The sequence below is a fragment of the Streptomyces sp. NPDC001536 genome (assembly GCF_042894505.1).
Classification (GTDB): domain Bacteria; phylum Actinomycetota; class Actinomycetes; order Streptomycetales; family Streptomycetaceae; genus Streptomyces.
This window is the reverse complement of sequence record NZ_JBIAVQ010000015.1, coordinates 96,893-111,865: the sequence shown is the minus strand read 5'-3', so window position 1 is coordinate 111,865 and position 14,973 is coordinate 96,893. Positions and strand designations below refer to the sequence as shown.

15 protein-coding genes are annotated in these 14,973 nt (G+C 68.4%); all 15 read left to right on the top strand.

What is annotated here, in order from left to right; translation table 11 throughout:
- Positions 1-65: 65 nt before the first annotated feature.
- The 15 genes from ACFY0U_RS34405 to atpA all read left to right on the top strand — a co-directional run bounded on the left by ACFY0U_RS34405 (position 66) and on the right by atpA (position 14,960).
- The gene (locus ACFY0U_RS34405) at positions 66-1,811 is read left to right on the top strand and encodes a trypsin-like serine protease (protein WP_388642468.1); all 1,746 of its coding nucleotides are present in this window, start codon (positions 66-68) and stop codon (positions 1,809-1,811) included.
- Between the two features lie 207 nt (positions 1,812-2,018).
- Positions 2,019-3,155: an LCP family protein gene (locus ACFY0U_RS34400; protein ID WP_388642466.1), complete on the top strand. Its 1,137-nt coding sequence runs from the start codon at positions 2,019-2,021 to the stop codon at positions 3,153-3,155.
- A 149-nt stretch (positions 3,156-3,304) separates the two neighbouring features.
- Positions 3,305-3,523 carry a 50S ribosomal protein L31 gene (gene rpmE / locus ACFY0U_RS34395; RefSeq protein WP_266821981.1) on the top strand — a complete coding sequence of 73 codons (219 nt, stop codon included), beginning with the start codon at positions 3,305-3,307 and terminating at the stop codon, positions 3,521-3,523.
- 103 nt (positions 3,524-3,626) lie between these two features.
- Positions 3,627-4,703 carry a peptide chain release factor 1 gene (gene prfA, locus ACFY0U_RS34390; protein WP_388642464.1) on the top strand — a complete coding sequence of 359 codons (1,077 nt, stop codon included), beginning with the start codon at positions 3,627-3,629 and terminating at the stop codon, positions 4,701-4,703.
- 40 nt (positions 4,704-4,743) lie between these two features.
- Complete coding sequence (gene prmC / locus ACFY0U_RS34385; RefSeq protein WP_388642463.1) at positions 4,744-5,589, top strand: peptide chain release factor N(5)-glutamine methyltransferase; 846 nt, start codon at positions 4,744-4,746, stop codon at positions 5,587-5,589.
- Positions 5,590-5,639: 50 nt separating this feature from the next.
- Positions 5,640-6,287, top strand: coding sequence for an L-threonylcarbamoyladenylate synthase (locus tag ACFY0U_RS34380; protein ID WP_046262518.1), 648 nt, complete (start codon positions 5,640-5,642; stop codon positions 6,285-6,287).
- Entirely contained in the window at positions 6,284-6,955 is a 672-nt protein-coding gene (locus ACFY0U_RS34375) for a protein-tyrosine-phosphatase (protein ID WP_388642461.1), read from the top strand. The genes ACFY0U_RS34380 and ACFY0U_RS34375 overlap by 4 nt, the downstream gene beginning before the upstream one ends.
- Positions 6,956-7,033: 78 nt before the next feature.
- On the top strand, positions 7,034-8,275 hold the full coding sequence (gene glyA / locus ACFY0U_RS34370) for a serine hydroxymethyltransferase (protein ID WP_388642459.1): 1,242 nt from the start codon (positions 7,034-7,036) through the stop codon (positions 8,273-8,275).
- Between the two features lie 129 nt (positions 8,276-8,404).
- A complete protein-coding gene (locus tag ACFY0U_RS34365; RefSeq protein ID WP_388642457.1) occupies positions 8,405-9,745 on the top strand; it encodes an MraY family glycosyltransferase in 1,341 nt (446 codons plus the stop codon).
- Positions 9,746-10,057: 312 nt separating this feature from the next.
- Positions 10,058-10,489: a hypothetical protein gene (locus ACFY0U_RS34360; protein ID WP_388642455.1), complete on the top strand. Its 432-nt coding sequence runs from the start codon at positions 10,058-10,060 to the stop codon at positions 10,487-10,489.
- Positions 10,490-10,762: 273 nt separating this feature from the next.
- Entirely contained in the window at positions 10,763-11,533 is a 771-nt protein-coding gene (gene atpB / locus ACFY0U_RS34355; protein ID WP_327722604.1) for a F0F1 ATP synthase subunit A, read from the top strand.
- Positions 11,534-11,609: 76 nt separating this feature from the next.
- Positions 11,610-11,843, top strand: a complete 234-nt coding sequence (gene atpE / locus ACFY0U_RS34350) for an ATP synthase F0 subunit C (RefSeq protein ID WP_031485821.1) — start codon at positions 11,610-11,612, stop codon at positions 11,841-11,843.
- Between the two features lie 41 nt (positions 11,844-11,884).
- Entirely contained in the window at positions 11,885-12,433 is a 549-nt protein-coding gene (locus ACFY0U_RS34345; protein WP_388642453.1) for a F0F1 ATP synthase subunit B, read from the top strand.
- Positions 12,430-13,245 (top strand): F0F1 ATP synthase subunit delta, encoded by an 816-nt coding sequence (locus tag ACFY0U_RS34340; protein ID WP_388642452.1) that lies wholly within the window; start codon positions 12,430-12,432, stop codon positions 13,243-13,245. Before ACFY0U_RS34345 ends, ACFY0U_RS34340 begins: the two co-directional genes overlap by 4 nt.
- Positions 13,246-13,367: 122 nt before the next feature.
- The gene (gene atpA / locus ACFY0U_RS34335) at positions 13,368-14,960 is read left to right on the top strand and encodes a F0F1 ATP synthase subunit alpha (RefSeq protein WP_388642450.1); all 1,593 of its coding nucleotides are present in this window, start codon (positions 13,368-13,370) and stop codon (positions 14,958-14,960) included.
- The last annotated feature ends 13 nt before the right edge of the window (positions 14,961-14,973 follow it).

Genomic DNA, 14,973 nt, shown 5'->3' with positions numbered 1-14,973 from the left:
TCTGATCCCGAGGGGGGACTTGAGTGGGTACAGCCACGTCCGGAGCCGGTCGCCACAGACGTCGGATGCGGATCGCCCTGCCCATCGGCGCGGCAGGTGTCGCAGCCGCCGTCGCCGCCGCACTGCTGACCACGTCGGCCGGTGCCGCGACCGCGGCGCCGGAGCCGGTCAAGCCCGCCCTGACGACCGTCTCTGCCGCCGAACTCCAGCAGCGCGTCGCGGGGGCGGTCGCCGGTGACGACACCGCGGGGGAGACGACCTCGAAGTCGTCGCTGAGCTCGGACACGAGCAGCGGCACCGTCGACGCGAAGATCATCGGTGGCTCCACCACGACGATCACCTCGGCACCGTGGATGGCCCAGCTCTGGTACTACGACGACACCACCGACACCGGCTTCTTCTGCGGTGGCACCGTGGTCTCGCCCACGAAGATCCTCACCGCCGCGCACTGCGCCAAGGGCTACGACTGGGCCAAGTACGGCGCGATCGTGACCGGTGCCACGCAGCTGCCCGACGACGCGGGCAACACCACCGGCGAGGTCTCCGGCGTGGTCCGTCAGTGGACCCACCCGTCGTACAGCTCGCGGACCATCGACAACGACATCGCCGTCCTCACCCTGGCCTCCCCGGTCAAGGCGACGCCGATCCGGATGACGACGTCCACGGACACCGCCTCGTACGCCGCCGGCACCAGCGCCAAGGTCTACGGCTGGGGCCGCACCAGCTCCACCACCCAGGACGTCTCCGAGACCCTGAAGACGGCCACGCTGCCGATCCAGTCGGACAGCACCTGCGCCGGCTACTACGGTTCCGACTTCGTCAAGGGGCACATGGTCTGCGCGGGCAAGCCCGCCAGCGGCAGCGACGCGGGTACGACGTCCGCCTGCAACGGTGACTCCGGTGGCCCGCTCGTGGTCAACGGCCGCATCGTCGGTGTCGTCTCCTGGGGTGTCGTGGACTGCGTCGAGAAGGGCGCGTACAGCGTCTTCGCGAAGGTCAAGACGTACCTCGGTGCCGCCTACGGCCAGGTCGACGACGCCAACATGAGCTACACCGACGCCAAGGCCGACCTCTTCGTGCGCAACGCGTCCACGAAGACGGGCTATGAGAAGGACTCCAAGGGCACGTCCTTCGGCGCCCGGCAGAGCCTCGGCGACTGGGGCGGCGTCAACCTCGTCACGCAGACGGACTTCGACCGGGACAGCGTCCAGGACCTGGTGTACCGCCGCAGCGACAACGGCGACGTCTACTGGACGCACTACGACTGGTCCCTCCAGGACTGGGCGACCAAGCAGATCTTCGACAACTGGAAGACCCGCACCCGCATCATCACCCCGGGTGACCTGACCGGTGACTACAAGCCCGACCTGGTCTCCGTGGACTCCGCCGGCAAGGCGTGGCTCTACCCGGGCAAGGGCAACGGCACCTTCTCGGCCCGTGTGCAGATCGGCACCGGCACCGGCTGGAACGCCTACAACATGGTCCGCGGCAAGGGCGACTTCAACGGTGACGGCAAGGCCGACCTGCTCGCGCGCAACAAGAGCACCGGCGCCCTCTACCTGTACAAGGGCACCGGCAAGGCCTCCAGCCCCTTCTCCGCCCGCGTGAAGGTGCGCACCTGGAGCAACTCGACGTACAACGCCTTCGACGCCATCGGTGACGTCAACGGCGACAGCAAGGCCGACTTCCTGGCCCGTACGCCCGGCGGCACCCTGTACCTGTACAAGGGCACCGGCAAGGCCACGAGCGAGATCTTCGCCACAAGGATCTCTGTCGGTACCGATTTCAAGCAGTACGACATCTTCGGATGAAATAGCAGGTGAGCGCGGTACGCCCCGCGTTCGGCGACTACACGCTGTGCCCGCCCTTCCACAGGGCGGGCACAGTGCGTTGTGCAACCCTTTCTCCGGTTTACCCGTCTGACCGGACGGAGCGACCATGGTGTGGTTCGGGTCGTAACGACCACGTCTGACCCTGAAAGCAGGGGGTAATCGAGACCGGACGAGAACGAGGAGCACATGTCCGCCGAGAGCACGCCGGAACCCGGCATACCCGGGGAGTCCGGCACCACGGGCCCGCGCCACCGCGCCAAGGGCCGGCGCCGCAAGACCCGCGGCAAGCGCAAGGGCCTGATGATCGCGGCGTGGACCACCGCGGGCATCGTCGTGCTGGGCGGTACCGGCGCCGGCTATCTGTACTTCAAGCTCAACGGCAACATCAAGAGCGTCGACATCGACCAGGCCCTCGGCACCGACCGGCCCACGAAGGTCGACAACGGCTCCGAGAACATCCTGGTCCTGGGCTCCGACACCCGTTCCGGCTCCAACAAGAAGCTGGGCGGCGGCGCCGACGACGGCAGCGCCCGCTCCGACACGGCGATGGTCGTGCACGTCTACGAGGGCCACAAGAAGGCCAGCGTGGTCTCCATACCCCGCGACACCCTCATCGACCGGCCCGAGTGCACCGACTCCGAGGGCACCGTGCACGACGCCGCGAGCGGCGTGATGTTCAACTCCGCGTACTCCACGGGCGGCGCCGCCTGTGCCGTGAAGACCGTCGAGTCGCTCTCCGGCATCCGCATGGACCACTATCTGGAGGTCGACTTCTCCGGCTTCCAGAAGCTCATCGACGAGCTCGGCGGCGTCAAGGTCACCACCACGAAGAACATCAGCGACGCCGAGAGCCACCTCGATCTGAAGGCCGGCACGCACACGCTCACCGGCAAGCAGGCCCTCGGCCTGGTCCGCACCCGGCACGGCGTCGGCGACGGCTCCGACCTCGGGCGCATCCAGCTCCAGCAGGCGTTCATGAAGGCCCTGATCGACCAGATCAAGACCGTCGACCTCTTCGACAGCCCGAAGAAGCTCTACAACCTCGCCGACACCGCCACCAACGCCGTGACCACCGACACCGGCCTCGGCTCGGTCAACAAGCTCATGTCCTTCGCCAACGGCCTCAAGGGCATCAGCTCGAAGAACATGACCATGGTCACCATGCCGGTCCAGTACGACCCGCAGGACGGCAACCGGGTACTGGTGGACGAGGCCAAGGCGAAGCTGGTCTGGAAGGCCCTGGAGGCGGACCGGGCGATCCCGAAGTCGGCGACGAAGGGCACGGCCACGGGCCAGGCCGACGGTGTCGTGAGCGCCTCCTAGCGCCGCACCGAACCCGCTGGGAATAGATCACGGCCACCCCTCGTTTTGGGGGATGCGGCCAGTCCTGGCAGACTGGTACGTCGGCCCCGGTTCACGCCCCCGCAGCCCGCGGAAGGCGACCCGGTGCCCTCCCGAAACTAGGAGACACCTTGAAGCGCGACATCCACCCCGAGTACGTCGAGACGCAGGTCAGCTGCACCTGTGGCGCGTCGTTCACCACCCGCAGCACGATCTCCAGCGGCGCCATCCGCGCCGAGGTCTGCTCCGAGTGCCACCCGTTCTACACGGGCAAGCAGAAGATCCTCGACACCGGTGGCCGTGTGGCCCGCTTCGAGGCCCGCTTCGGCAAGGCTGCTGCCAAGAAGTAGCGAGCCACCAGCGCCGGTCCACGCCGCACTCCTCGGAGTGCGCCGGGACCGGCGTTTTTGGTCGCCCGCCTTCCCCCTTCATCCGCAGTACAGGAGCCCTGAGATGTTCGAGGCCGTCGAGGAACTCGTCGGTGAGCACGCCGACCTGGAGACGAAGCTCGCCGATCCGTCGGTCCACGCCGACCAGGCCAACGCGCGCAAGCTGAACAAGCGCTACGCCGAGCTCACCCCGATCGTCGCCACGTACCGCTCCTGGAAGCAGACCGGCGACGACATCGAGACGGCGAAGGAGTTCGCCGCCGACGACCCCGACTTCGCCGCCGAGGTCAAGGAGCTGGAGAAGTCCCGCGAGGAGCTCACGGAGAAGCTGCGCCTGCTCCTCGTCCCGCGCGACCCCAGCGACGACAAGGACGTCATCCTCGAGATCAAGGCGGGCGCGGGCGGCGACGAGTCGGCCCTGTTCGCCGGCGACCTGCTGCGCATGTATCTGCGGTACGCCGAGCGCGTCGGCTGGAAGACCGAGATCATCGACGCCACCGAGTCCGAGCTGGGCGGCTACAAGGACGTCCAGGTCGCCGTGAAGACCAAGGGCGGCCAGGGTGCCACCGAGCCCGGGCAGGGTGTCTGGGCCCGGCTGAAGTACGAGGGCGGTGTGCACCGTGTGCAGCGCGTGCCGGCGACCGAGTCCCAGGGCCGTATCCACACCTCCGCGGCCGGCGTCCTGGTGACCCCCGAGGCGGAGGAGGTCGACGTCGAGATCAACCCCAACGACCTCCGCATCGACGTCTACCGCTCCTCCGGACCCGGCGGCCAGTCCGTCAACACGACCGACTCCGCCGTGCGCATCACGCACATTCCCACCGGAGTCGTCGCCTCCTGCCAGAACGAGAAGAGCCAGCTGCAGAACAAGGAGCAGGCACTGCGTATCCTGCGCTCCAGGCTGCTCGCCGCGGCGCAGGAGGAGGCGGAGAAGAATGCCGCCGACGCCCGCCGCAGCCAGGTCCGCACCGTCGACCGCTCCGAGAAGATCCGCACGTACAACTTCCCGGAGAACCGCATCTCGGACCACCGCGTCGGCTTCAAGGCGTACAACCTGGACCAGGTCCTGGACGGCGACCTCGACGCGATGATCCAGGCCTGCGTCGACGCGGACTCGGCGGCCAAGCTGGCAGCCGCCTAAAGGCACGTACGCACGACCGAGTACGACACGGAGGACTTGCGTGAACCTGCTGCTCGCAGAGGTGGCCCAGGCCACCCAGCGGCTGGCCGACGCCGGCGTGCCCTCGCCGCGCAACGACGCGGAGGAGCTCGCCGCGTTCGTGCACGGCGTGAAGCGGGGCGCGCTGCACTCCGTGAAGGACGCGGACTTCGACGCCCGGTACTGGGAGGTCATCGCCCGCCGTGAGCAGCGTGAGCCGCTCCAGCACATCACCGGGCGGGCGTTCTTCCGCTACCTGGAACTCCAGGTCGGCCCCGGTGTCTTCGTGCCGCGGCCCGAGACCGAGTCCGTGGTCGGGTGGGCGATAGACGCCGTACGCGCCATGGACGTCGTAGAGCCGTGCATCGTCGATCTGTGCACCGGCTCCGGCGCCATCGCGCTCGCCCTCGCCCAGGAGGTCCCGCGCTCCCGCGTACACGCCGTGGAGCTGTCCGAGGACGCCCTCCAGTGGACCCGCAAGAACATGGAGGGGTCCAGGGTCGACCTGCGTCAGGGCAACGCCCTGGACGCCTTCCCCGACCTCGACGGCCAGGTCGACCTGGTCATCTCCAACCCGCCCTACATCCCGCTGACCGAGTGGGAGTACGTCGCTCCCGAGGCGCGGGACTACGATCCCGAACTCGCCCTGTTCTCAGGGGAGGACGGCCTCGAACTCATCCGCGGTCTGGAACGGACCGCACATCGGCTCCTGCGCCCCGGCGGCGTCGTCGTCATCGAGCACGCCGACACCCAGGGCGGCCAGGTGCCGTGGATCTTCACCGAGGAGCGGGGCTGGGCCGACGCGGCCGACCACCCCGACCTCAACAACCGCCCCCGGTTCGCGACGGCCCGCAAGGCGATGCCGTGAGCCACACCCCCCAGTCTTCAGAGCAGTACGTGTACGAGGAGGCCCGCTAAATGGCACGGCGATACGACACCAACGACGCGACCGACCGCTCGACCGGTCTGCGCGAAGCCGCGTCCGCCGTCCGCCGTGGCGAGCTGGTGGTCCTCCCGACCGACACGGTGTACGGCATCGGCGCCGACGCGTTCTCCTCGGAAGCGGTGCACGATCTGCTGGAGGCCAAGGGCCGGGGCCGCAACATGCCCACCCCTGTCCTCATCGGCTCCCCGAACACCCTGCACGGCCTCGTCACGGACTTCTCCGAGCTGGCCTGGGAGCTCGTCGACGCGTTCTGGCCGGGCGCGCTGACGCTCGTCGCCAAGCACCAGCCGTCGCTCCAGTGGGACCTGGGGGACACCAGGGGCACGGTCGCCGTCCGTATGCCGCTGCACCCCGTCGCCATCGAGCTGCTGACCGAGGTCGGCCCCATGGCGGTCTCCTCGGCGAACCTGACGGGCCACCCGGCGCCGGAGGACTGTGACGCGGCCCAGGAGATGCTCGGCGACTCGGTCTCCGTGTACCTCGACGGCGGTCCGACCCCGGGCAACGTCCCCTCCTCGATCGTCGACGTCACCCGCGAGGTGCCGCTGCTGCTGCGTGCGGGCGCGATCTCCGCGGAGGAGCTCAGGAAGGTCGTACCCGACCTCGAGGTGGCGAATTGACGGCCCCTGACGCGGGGCGTGGCATATGGGACCCGGAAGAGACGCGGACCTTCACAGGGCTGCCGCGTGACAGCTTTCGCATCCTCCACGTCAGCACCGGCAACGTGTGCCGCTCACCGATCACCGAGCGGCTGACCCGGCATGCCCTGGCGGACCGGCTCGGCGATCCGCTGTGGGGCGGGCTCGTCGTGGAGAGCGCCGGGACCTGGGGCCATGAGGGCGCGCCCATGGAGGCCAACGCGGAGACCGTGCTGGCCGACTTCGGCGCGGACGCGACCGGCTTCACGGGCCGCGAACTCCTCGACGAGCACGTCATCATGGCCGACCTCGTCCTCACCGCCACCCGCGACCACCGTCAGCAGGTCATCTCCATGGGCCACTCGGCGGGCCTGCGCACCTTCACCCTGAAGGAGTTCACCCGCCTGGTCCGCGCGATAGACCCGACAACGCTGCCGCCTCTGGAGGACGGCGTGGTCGCCCGCGCCCGAGCCCTGGTCCGCGCCGCGGCGGCTCTACGCGGGTGGCTCCTGGCGCCGACGGCGGAGGCGGACGAGGTGTACGACCCGTACGGGGCGCCGCTGCCGTTCTTCCGGTCGATCGGGGACGAGATACACCAGGCGGTGGATCCGGTCGTCACGGCGCTCACAGGAGTACCTGCGAGGACGTAGGCGCCGTCAACACCGGGCGCCTCCGTCGACCCGGGCCTACATTGGACGTACGTCATCGTCGACGCCCCGGAGTCCACCATGTCGGTCACCCATGCCCCCGAGACCGCCGACATCCTGCGGCGGCAGGATCCCGAGCTGGCCGAGATCCTGCTCGGTGAGCTGGCGCGGCAGTCGACGTCGTTGCAGTTGATCGCCGCCGAGAACTTCAGCTCGCCGGCGGTGCTGGCCGCGCTGGGGTCGCCGCTGGCGAACAAGTACGCCGAGGGATACCCGGGCGCCCGGCACCACGGCGGCTGCGAGATCGTCGACGTCGCCGAGCGGATCGCCGTGGACCGCGCCAAGGCCCTCTTCGGCGCCGAGCACGCCAATGTGCAGGCCCATTCGGGGTCGTCGGCCGTGCTGGCCACCTACGCCGCGCTCCTGCGCCCCGGCGACACCGTCCTGGCCCTCGGCCTGCCCTACGGCGGTCACCTCACCCACGGCTCGCCCGCCAACTTCTCCGGCCGCTGGTTCGACTTCGTGCCCTACGGCGTCGACGCGGAGACCGGGCTCATCGAGTACGACCAGGTCCGCACGCTGGCCCGTCAGCACCGGCCCAAGGCCATCGTGTGCGGCTCCATCGCCTACCCCCGCCACATCGACTACGCCTTCTTCCGCGAGGTCGCCGACGAGGTCGGGGCGTATCTCATCGCCGACGCCGCCCACCCCATCGGCCTCGTCGCCGGGGGAGCGGCGCCCAGCCCGGTGCCGTACGCCGACGTCGTCTGCGCCACCACGCACAAGGTGCTGCGCGGACCCCGCGGCGGCATGATCCTGTGCGGCGCCGATCTGGCCGAGCGGGTCGACCGGGCCGTCTTCCCGTTCACCCAGGGCGGCGCGCAGATGCACACCATCGCCGCGAAGGCCGTCGCGTTCGGCGAGGCGGCAACACCGGCCTTCACCGCGTACGCCCATCAGGTGGTCGCCAATGCGCGGGTCCTCGCGGCGGGGCTGGCCACCGAGGGGCTCGTCGTCACCACCGGCGGCACGGACACCCATCTGGTCACCGCCGACCCGGCACCGCTCGGCGTCGAGGGCCGGACAGCGAGAGGACGGCTCGCGGCGGCCGGCATGGTGCTCGACTGCTGTGCGCTGCCGCACGCGGACGCCCGCGGCCTGCGCCTGGGCACGGCGGCCGTGACCACCCAGGGGATGGGGGAGGCGGAGATGGCGCGGATCGCCGTACTGCTCGCCGGGGTGCTCCGAGGTGAGGCCGAGACGCAGAAGGCACGTGAAGAAGTCCGGGATCTGGTCGGGGGATTTCCGCCGTATCCGGCCTGAGCGGGGGTAGGCGCTCCGAGGTGCACAGCCACTCGTGCAACCATCGTCGCTACCCGAAAGTCCCCATCCATATGCGTCCATCGCTAGGGTGTGGGGCTGAGATGGCCAGCGAGACCTGTGGGGAAGCCTGTGCGTGAATACCTGCTGACGCTCTGCATCACGGCCGCGGTGACGTATCTGCTGACAGGGCCGGTACGGAAGTTCGCGATCGTGGCCGGAGCGATGCCGGAGATCAGGGCCCGTGACGTGCACCGGGAACCGACTCCGCGGCTCGGCGGTATCGCCATGTTCTTCGGCCTGTGCGCGGGCCTGCTGGTCGCCGACCACCTGACCAACCTCAGCCAGGTCTTCGACAAGTCGAACGAGCCCAGAGCGCTGCTCAGCGGCGCCGCGCTGATCTGGCTGATCGGTGTCCTGGACGACAAGTTCGAGATCGACGCCCTGATCAAGCTGGGCGGCCAGATGATCGCCGCCGGCGTCATGGTCATGCAGGGTCTGACGATCCTGTGGCTGCCGATCCCGACGGTGGGCAATGTCGCGCTGACCCAGTGGCAGGGCACGCTGCTGACGGTGGCGCTCGTCGTCATCACCATCAACGCGGTCAACTTCGTCGACGGCCTCGACGGCCTCGCGGCGGGCATGGTGTGCATCGCCTCGGCGGCGTTCTTCCTCTACGCCTACCGCGTCTGGGTGTCGTACGGCATCGAGGCCGCCGCCCCGGCCACGCTGTTCTCGGCGATCCTGATGGGCATGTGCCTGGGCTTCCTGCCGCACAACATGCACCCGGCGCGGATCTTCATGGGCGACTCGGGCTCGATGCTGATCGGCCTGGTGCTGGCCGCGGGAGCGATCTCCATCACCGGCCAGGTCGACCCGGACGCGCTGAAGCTGTTCGCCGGCTCCGAGAAGGCGGCCGTGCACCAGACGGTGCCGGTCTACATCCCGCTGCTGCTGCCGCTGACCATCATCGCGATCCCGGCGGCCGACCTGGTCCTGGCGATCGTGCGCCGCACCTGGCGCGGTCAGTCGCCGTTCGCCGCCGACCGCGGGCATCTGCACCACCGGCTCCTGGAGATCGGGCACTCGCACAGCCGGGCGGTGCTGATCATGTACTTCTGGTCGGCGCTGATCGCCTTCGGCGCCCTCGCGTACTCGGTGAACTCCGCGTCCATGTGGATCGTCCTGAGTGTGGTGTTCCTCTCGGCGATCGGCCTGCTCCTGTTGCTGCTGCCGCGCTTCACGCCGCGTGCCCCGATGTGGGCGCAGGCCTTCGTGCCGCCGCGCTACCGCCGCCGCAGGGCCGTCGCGGAATCCGCGTCGGTCACCGAACCGGCCGCCGTGGCCGTGGAGTCGGAGGAAGAGGAGGAGCGCACCCCGGTCGCCGTCGGCGTCTCCGGTGTCAACGGGGCGACCGCCCTCGGCGCCCGTTCGCGCTTCCTGGACCGGCGGAAAGCCGGCACGTCGCGCTGACGCGGCAAGGTAAGAATCTGACTAGAGCATTGCCAAGTCGTGGGAGTGGGTTGGGGGTGCGAAGCGCCCCAATACCAGACAAGTCGGCGACGTTCTTGCACAAACGCGCGCTGTCACTCTCATGTGTGACAGCGAGCACACCAACCAGGTAAAGACCTCATCAAATAGTTTGTGATACGGTTCACGAGAACCCCGGGTAGAGCCGAAGGACCGTAGTGCGACGGTCCATTGGCGTGAGGACCACTCTCGGCCCGGGACTACGCTCGTCCATGACGACACCCCTTCCCCCACCGTGAAAGCGGAGCTGCCGCCATGCCGTCCAATGACGTCCGGACCCTGCTCCAGGCTGCTGTGCCCACAGCCGCCGCCGGAGCCGTCGCCGCTGTTGTCAGCGGTGTCGTCGCCGGCGGCAAAGGGGCGTTGGGGGCCGCGGTCGCGACGGTGCTCGTGATCCTGTTCATGGGGCTGGGGTTCTACGTCCTGCAACGCACTGCCAAATCGCTTCCGCATCTGTTCCAGATGATGGGCCTGATGCTGTACGCGGCGCAGATCCTGCTGCTCTTCATCTTCTTGTCCGCCTTCAAGGACACCACCCTGTTCAATCCCCGGGCCTTCGCGATCACGCTCCTCGCGGGCACGCTCGTGTGGATCGCCGCGCAGACGCGTGCCCACATGAAGGCCAAGATCCTCTACGTCGAGCCTGATTCGGGTGACAAGCCCGAAAAGACAGGGCACTCGTCGTGAGAGGTAGGGCCGGGATAAGGGCGCTTGAGAGTTCCTGCTATCGTCCGGTGCCAACTGCGGCATCGCGGGCGCGGGCATCTGAGCTGACGCCTGCTCAATCGCGAGGCTCGAAGCCCCCCAGCCGCCCTCACATCCGAAACACCAGTCCGGTGCCGATCCGCGGCTGCATGCCGCGCCGACACAACGAGGTTGCCGTACCCATGCGTCACGCCGAAGGAGCCCGTGGTGAGTGCTGACCAGACCCAGCTCGCCTTTGACTGGAGTTGTCGGATCATGTCCGACAACGGGTGTGGCTTCCCGGCTCCGGGCCTGCACTCGTTCCTCTTCAAGCCGATCGCCACGGTCGGTGGGTTCGAGTTCAACAAGGTGATGCTGCTGGCGCTCATCACCACGCTGCTCGTCATCACCTTCTTCTATGCCGCTTTCGGCAAGGCCAAGGTGGTCCCGGGCAAGCTGCAGATGGTCGGCGAGGCCGGCTACGACTTCGTGCGCCGCGGCATCGTCTACGAGACGCTCGGCAAGCGCGAGGGCGAGAAGTACGTCCCGTTCATGGTCTCGCTGTTCTTCTTCATCTGGATCATGAACATCTGGTCCGTGATCCCGCTGGCCCAGTTCCCGGTGTCGTCGATCATCGCCTTCCCGATGGTGCTCGCGGCCATCGTCTGGATCATGTGGGTCTCGGTGACGTTCAAGCGTCACGGCTTCGTCGGTTTCTTCAAGAACGTCACCGGCTACGACAAGTCGCTGGGCCCGGTTCTGCCGCTCGTGATGGTCATCGAGTTCTTCTCGAACCTGCTGGTGCGACCCTTCACGCACGCGGTCCGGCTCTTCGCCAACATGTTCGCCGGCCACCTGATGCTGGTCATGTTCACGGTCGCCTCCTGGTACCTGCTGAACAGCTGGATGATCCCGGCTGCCGGCGTCTCGTTCGTCATGACGATGGTCATGATCCTCTTCGAGCTTTTCGTGCAGGCCGTCCAGGCGTACGTCTTCGTGCTGCTGGCCTGCTCGTACCTCCAGGGCGCGATGGCCGAGCACCACTGAGTCGTACCGCCCCCAAGCCCCCAGAACGTCCGGTGGTCAACCCCCGCCGGTCCATGAAAGAGAAGGAAGAATCAGCATGGCTGCCCTTGAGACCCTCGCCGCTGTCGAAGGCAACATCGGTTCCATCGGTTACGGCCTTGCCGCCATCGGCCCCGGCGTCGGCGTCGGCATCATCTTCGGTAACGGCACCCAGGCCCTCGCCCGTCAGCCCGAGGCTGCCGGTCTGATCCGTGCCAACCAGATCCTCGGCTTCGCCTTCTGTGAGGCGCTCGCCCTCATCGGCATCGTCATGCCGTTCGTCTACGGATGATCGAACCCTGACGAGCCAACCTTTCTACGAAAGGCACTGATGTGATCGCCAATTGGGTACAGCTGGCGGCCGAGGAAGAGCAGAACCCGCTCATTCCTCCGGGCCCCGAGCTGCTCGTCGGCACGATCGCCTTCGCCATCGTGTTCTTCTTCTTCTGGAAGAAGCTGCTTCCGAACATCAACAAGGTTCTGGAAGAGCGCCGTGAGGCGATCGAAGGTGGAATCGAGAAGGCAGAGGCCGCTCAGGTCGAGGCCCAGAGCGTCCTTGAGCAGTACAAGGCACAGCTCCAGGAGGCCCGGCACGAGGCCGCGCGTCTGCGCCAGGAGGCGCAGGAGCAGGGCGCCACGCTCATCGCCGAGATGCGCGCGGAAGGCCAGCGGCAGCGCGAGGAGATCGTCGCCGCCGGTCACGCGCAGATCGAGGCCGACCGCAAGGCCGCCGCGTCCGCGCTGCGCCAGGACGTCGGCAAGCTCGCCACCGACCTGGCCGGCAAGCTCGTCGGTGAGTCCCTCGAGGACCACGCCCGGCAGAGCCGCGTCATCGACCGCTTCCTCGACGAGCTCGAGGAGAAGGCCGAGGCCGCGCGATGAACGGAGCGAGCCGCGAGGCCCTGGCAGCCGCACGTGAGCGTCTCGACGCGCTGACGGACAACACGTCCGTGAACGTCGGCACGCTCGCCGACGAGCTGGCCGCCGTCACCGCGCTGCTCGACCGCGAGGTGTCGCTGCGTCGGGTCCTCACCGACCCGGCGCAGGCCGGCGAGGCCAAGGCCGAACTGGCGCAGCGCCTCCTCGGTGGCCAGGTGGGCGGCGAGACCGCCGATCTGGTGTCCGGCATGGTGCGCTCCCGCTGGTCGCAGTCGCGCGACCTGGCGGACGCGCTGGAGCAGCTGGCGAACCTCGCCGAGCTCACCGCCGCACAGCAGGCGGGCGCGCTCGACGACGTCGAGGACGAACTGTTCCGCTTCGGCCGGATCGTCTCTTCGAACACCGAGCTGCGCGCCGCGCTGACCGACCGCGCCGCGAAGGCGTCGGCCAAGGGCGAGCTGCTGCGCAGCCTGCTCGGCGGCCGTGCCCACGCGACCACCGAGCGTCTGGTGACGCGTCTTGTGACCGCGCCCCGGGGACGTAGCCTGGAGTCGGGACTGGAGTCCCTGTCCAAGCTCGCCGCCGAGCGCCGGAACCGACTGGTCGCCGTCGTCACCTCGGCGGTGCCGCTGAGCGACGCGCAGAAGCAGCGCCTGGGCGCTGTCCTCGCGAAGCTCTACGGCCACACGATGCACCTCAACATCGACGTGGACCCCGAGGTCCTCGGCGGTATCCGGGTGCAGGTCGGCGACGAGGTCATCAACGGCTCCCTCGCGGACCGTATCGAGGACGCCGGCCGCCGCCTGGCCGGCTGAGCAGCAACTTCATAAGCAGTACGTACATACGGCCCGGTTGGGCCGTGCAGAGGATTCCTGGGGGTCGCCCCCAGACCCCCAAGTTGAAACTTCGGGCCCAACAAGGAGAGCAGGGAACCCAGATGGCGGAGCTCACGATCCGGCCGGAGGAGATCCGGGACGCGCTGGAGAACTTCGTCCAGTCGTACAAGCCGGACGCGGCCTCGCGCGAGGAGGTCGGTACGGTCACCCTTGCCGGCGACGGCATCGCGAAGGTCGAGGGTCTTCCCTCGGCCATGGCCAACGAACTGCTGAAGTTCGAGGACGGCACCCTCGGCCTCGCGCTGAACCTGGAAGAGCGCGAGATCGGCGCCATCGTCCTCGGTGAGTTCAGTGGCATCGAGGAGGGTCAGCCGGTCACGCGTACCGGCGAGGTCCTGTCGGTCGCCGTGGGCGAGGGCTACCTCGGCCGTGTCGTCGACCCCCTCGGCAACCCGATCGACGGCCTCGGCGAGATCGAGACCAGCGGTCGTCGCGCCCTTGAGCTGCAGGCTCCGGGCGTCATGGCCCGTAAGTCGGTGCACGAGCCGATGGAGACCGGCTACAAGGCCGTCGACGCGATGACCCCGATCGGCCGCGGCCAGCGTCAGCTGGTCATCGGTGACCGTCAGACCGGCAAGACCGCCCTGGCCGTCGACACGATCATCAACCAGCGCGACAACTGGCGCTCCGGCGACCCGAAGAAGCAGGTCCGCTGCGTCTACGTCGCCATCGGTCAGAAGGGCTCGACCATCGCCTCCGTGCGTGGCGCCCTGGAAGAGGCCGGCGCGCTGGAGTACACGACCATCGTCGCCGCCCCGGCGTCCGACCCGGCCGGCTTCAAGTACCTGGCGCCGTACACCGGTTCGGCCATCGGCCAGCAGTGGATGTACGAGGGCAAGCACGTCCTCATCATCTTCGACGACCTCTCGAAGCAGGCCGACGCCTACCGCGCCGTGTCCCTGCTGCTGCGCCGCCCGCCGGGCCGTGAGGCCTACCCGGGTGACGTCTTCTACCTGCACTCCCGTCTGCTGGAGCGCTGCGCGAAGCTCTCCGACGAGCTGGGCGCCGGTTCGATGACGGGTCTGCCGATCGTCGAGACCAAGGCCAACGACGTCTCGGCGTTCATCCCGACCAACGTCATCTCCATCACCGACGGCCAGTGCTTCCTGGAGTCGGACCTGTTCAACGCCGGTCAGCGCCCCGCGCTGAACGTCGGTATCTCCGTCTCCCGAGTCGGTGGTTCCGCGCAGCACAAGGCGATGAAGCAGGTCTCCGGCCGTCTGCGCCTCGACCTCGCCCAGTACCGCGAGCTGGAGGCGTTCGCCGCCTTCGGTTCCGACCTGGACGCCGCGTCGAAGTCGCAGCTGGAGCGTGGTCAGCGTCTGGTCGAGCTGCTCAAGCAGCCGCAGTACCAGCCGATGCCGACCGAGGACCAGGTCGTCTCCGTGTGGGCCGGTACCACCGGCAAGATGGACGACGTCCCGGTCGCCGACATCCGCCGCTTCGAGAAGGAGCTGCTGGAGTACCTGCACCGCAAGGAGCAGGGCCTCATGACCTCCATCAAGGAGGGCGGCAAGATGTCGGACGACACCCTCTCCGCCATCGCCGACGGCATCGCGGACTTCAAGAAGCAGTTCGAGACCTCGGACGGCAAGCTTCTCGGCGAAGACGCGCCGGCCGCCTCGGCCAAGTGACGACGGAAGGGAC

What these genes read in the sequence shown, in the direction of transcription:
- ACFY0U_RS34405 (WP_388642468.1), top strand. Translation starts at nt 66, where the DNA reads ATGCGGATCGCCCTGCCCATCGGCGCGGCAGGTGTCGCAGCCGCCGTC.
- ACFY0U_RS34400 (WP_388642466.1), top strand. Translation starts at nt 2,019, where the DNA reads ATGTCCGCCGAGAGCACGCCGGAACCCGGCATACCCGGGGAGTCCGGC.
- prfA (WP_388642464.1), top strand. Translation starts at nt 3,627, where the DNA reads ATGTTCGAGGCCGTCGAGGAACTCGTCGGTGAGCACGCCGACCTGGAG.
- ACFY0U_RS34380 (WP_046262518.1), top strand. Translation starts at nt 5,640, where the DNA reads ATGGCACGGCGATACGACACCAACGACGCGACCGACCGCTCGACCGGT.
- glyA (WP_388642459.1), top strand. Translation starts at nt 7,034, where the DNA reads ATGTCGGTCACCCATGCCCCCGAGACCGCCGACATCCTGCGGCGGCAG.
- ACFY0U_RS34360 (WP_388642455.1), top strand. Translation starts at nt 10,058, where the DNA reads ATGCCGTCCAATGACGTCCGGACCCTGCTCCAGGCTGCTGTGCCCACA.
- atpB (WP_327722604.1), top strand. Translation starts at nt 10,763, where the DNA reads ATGTCCGACAACGGGTGTGGCTTCCCGGCTCCGGGCCTGCACTCGTTC.
- atpE (WP_031485821.1), top strand. Translation starts at nt 11,610, where the DNA reads ATGGCTGCCCTTGAGACCCTCGCCGCTGTCGAAGGCAACATCGGTTCC.
- ACFY0U_RS34340 (WP_388642452.1), top strand. Translation starts at nt 12,430, where the DNA reads ATGAACGGAGCGAGCCGCGAGGCCCTGGCAGCCGCACGTGAGCGTCTC.
- atpA (WP_388642450.1), top strand. Translation starts at nt 13,368, where the DNA reads ATGGCGGAGCTCACGATCCGGCCGGAGGAGATCCGGGACGCGCTGGAG.